Origin of the sequence: Desulfovibrio sp. 1214_IL3152 (assembly GCF_036763055.1) — a bacterium.
Lineage (GTDB): Bacteria > Desulfobacterota > Desulfovibrionia > Desulfovibrionales > Desulfovibrionaceae > Desulfovibrio.
This window is the reverse complement of the sequence record NZ_JBAIYW010000038.1, coordinates 1-2,644: the sequence shown is the minus strand read 5'-3', so window position 1 is coordinate 2,644 and position 2,644 is coordinate 1. Positions and strand designations below refer to the sequence as shown.

The 2,644-nt window shown below is 52.3% G+C and carries 2 protein-coding genes, 1 tRNA gene and 1 pseudogene; all 4 read left to right on the top strand.

The genetic code is table 11. From position 1 onward, the window contains the following. Positions 1-1,640 (top strand): alpha-amylase family glycosyl hydrolase (locus V6C07_RS00790; RefSeq protein WP_333534479.1); only part of this gene is annotated, 1,640 nt, incomplete at its 5' end. 37 nt (positions 1,641-1,677) lie between these two features. Next, a tRNA-Pro gene (locus tag V6C07_RS00785) sits at positions 1,678-1,754 on the top strand. Positions 1,755-1,780: 26 nt separating this feature from the next. Beyond that, a complete protein-coding gene (locus V6C07_RS00780; protein ID WP_333534478.1) occupies positions 1,781-2,239 on the top strand; it encodes an IS3 family transposase in 459 nt (152 codons plus the stop codon). Between the two features lie 32 nt (positions 2,240-2,271). Next, positions 2,272-2,382: pseudogene (locus tag V6C07_RS00775) on the top strand (IS5/IS1182 family transposase); the annotation flags it as partial. Positions 2,383-2,644: the final 262 nt, after the last annotated feature.

Genomic DNA, 2,644 nt, shown 5'->3' with positions numbered 1-2,644 from the left:
CGCTGCGCCGGGTTCCGGCTTTTGCCCGCTGGGTGGAACAGGATACGGTCATGCCCGGCCAATGGTGCGCCCGACTCTGGCTGCCGGAAAAACCCTTTCGCTTTACGCACCGTCGCCCGGCCAGGCAGCCTTTTCCCCGCATTTATGAAGCGCATGTAGGCATGGCCCAACCCTCCTTGCAGCGCAATAAAAACAGCGTGGGCAGCTATGCGGCTTTTGCCGCGCACGTTTTGCCGCGCATACGTGAGTGCGGCTATACTGCGGTGCAGCTTATGGGCATTCTGGAGCATCCCCTCTACCGCTCTTTTGGCTATCAGGTCAGCAGTTATTTTGCGCCGTGCTCCCGCTACGGAACCCCCGATGAATTCAAGGCCCTGGTGGACGCGGCGCATAGTCTGGGGCTTGCCGTTATCCTTGATGTCCCTCACGCCCATGCCTGCCCCAATACCGAACAGGGGCTTGCCCGCTATGACGGCAGCGATTACTTTTTCAGCGGAACATTGAACCAATGGGGTACGCCGTCTTTTGACTTCAGTCAGGAAATGACGCGCCGTTTTCTGCTCTCCAACTGCCGCTACTGGCTTGAGGAATACCGGGTAGACGGTTTTCGCTCCGATGCTGTGGGCAATATCCTCTATCTCGATCACGGCATGGATGACGATTTTTCTCATGTCGGCCGCTGCTTTTACGACAAGGACGGCAAGCCGCGCGGCAATACCTGCGGCGAGCTGTATCTTGCCCTGTCCAACACCCTGACGCACCAGCTATGCCCCTCCGCCATAACCATTGCCGAAGAATTTTCCGGCATGCCGGGCCTCACCTGCCCCCCGGAACAGGGCGGACTTGGCTTTGACTACCGCTTTGCTATGGGCATTCCCGACTACTGGGCAAAATGTGTCGTCAGTCCTCGCGACATGGGCAGCATGTGGTATGAAATGACCAACCACAGGCCGTATGACCGCACCATCAGCTATGTGGAGTGCCATGACCAGTGCATCAACGGCAAAGACGCCATGATCTGGCGGCTGCTCGGTGAGCGCATGTACAGTCATATGGCGCTGGCAACAGACAACTGGGCCGTATCGCGCGGGCTTGCCTTTTACCGGCTTATGCGCCTTATTACGCTGGCTACTGCTGATGCGGGCTATCTCAATTTTATGGGCAATGAATTTGGACATCCCGAATGGCTTGATGCGGAAGACCACGCCCACAGGCAATGGCATCTGGCTGAGTCCCCTGACCTTAAATACAGCCTTTTGGCCGCCTGGGATAAGGCTCAGATGCTGGAACTGGTGCAGCCACACCTGAACAGCTTTCATCAGACACCTTTTTTCCGTTTTATTCATGAAGAAAAACGACTACTGGCCTTCGAAAGGGGACGTTTGCTTTTTGCCTTTAATTTTCATGAGCTTGATGCCCAAAAAAACCTGACGTTTGCTGTTACTCCCGGCAAGTATACGGAACTGCTTTCATCGGACGAAAGGCGCTTTGCCGGACACGGCAATCTGGATATTTCCGGCCAGCCCGTAGAGCATTTTACCCAACCGCTGCCCGATCGCCCTGAGGGTGCTATCCACCTGTACCTGCCCCCCTTGGTCGGTTTGGTATTGCTAAGAAAAAATAATTTAAAAAAAGATTGACAGAACAGGTGGTTCAGCGTAGTTATCTTTCTCGCGTCGGGATGTAGCGCAGCCTGGGAGCGCACTTGAATGGGGTTCAAGGGGTCGAAGGTTCAAATCCTTTCATCCCGACCAGAGATTTAAAGGGAATTCATGGAAACATGAGTTCCCTTTTCTCGTTGGTGTGGAAGTCACAACGGAAAATTGTCGGCTTCAGCCTGGCCGAACGTATGGACACCGGACTTGTCTTGGCTGCATTGACGAAGGCGGCGCGCTTGCATCGCCCGCCTGTGGGACTGATTCTGCATTCGGATCGCGGCAGCCAGTATTGCAGCGCAGCCTACCAAGAAAGACTCCACTCATACGGTCTGGTCTGCTCCATGAGCAAAAAAGGGGATTGTTACGACAACGCACCCATGGAAAGCTTCTGGGGCTTGCTGAAAAATGAGTTGGTCCATCGCAAAAGCTATCGCTCACAGGCTGAAGCCATTACGGATATAAGTGAGTATATTGAGGTTTTTTATAATCGACAAAGACGCCAGGCAACACTTGGCTATCTCTCACCAGCGGCGTTTGTCAGAAGCAGGATGATGGAACCAAAACTGCCGATTGCCGCTTAATATGGCGTACGAAATTGACGACCTATCTCAGTTTGCACCTCAAGCGGTGGCGGGGCATCGCCACACGTTACGCAAAACGAAGCCTTTCTTTTCTGGTAGCGGTACAAATCAGGTGTATTTCATTGTGGGCGGAAATAATTTGACGACAATATCTAGAAAAATCTGTAGATCTTCAATCTCAAGAAATACCATGTCAAGGATATAACATTGTTCTCCCGTTACCTGATAGCAATGTATCATGCGTTGCCGCGCATTTCTTAGATTCTTTTTTAAGCTATTAGGCACTGTAGTCACGAGATTGTTTAGATTTGCTTTTTCTGTCATACTCTTCGCACAGCGAGGTGATTATGACAACTCCAGCACATCGGCGACATGACATTTCTGATGAGGTATGGGAAAAGCTTG

Coding starts and splice junctions, on each gene's coding strand:
- V6C07_RS00780 (WP_333534478.1), top strand. CDS start 1,781: ATGAGTTCCCTTTTCTCGTTGGTGTGGAAGTCACAACGGAAAATTGTC.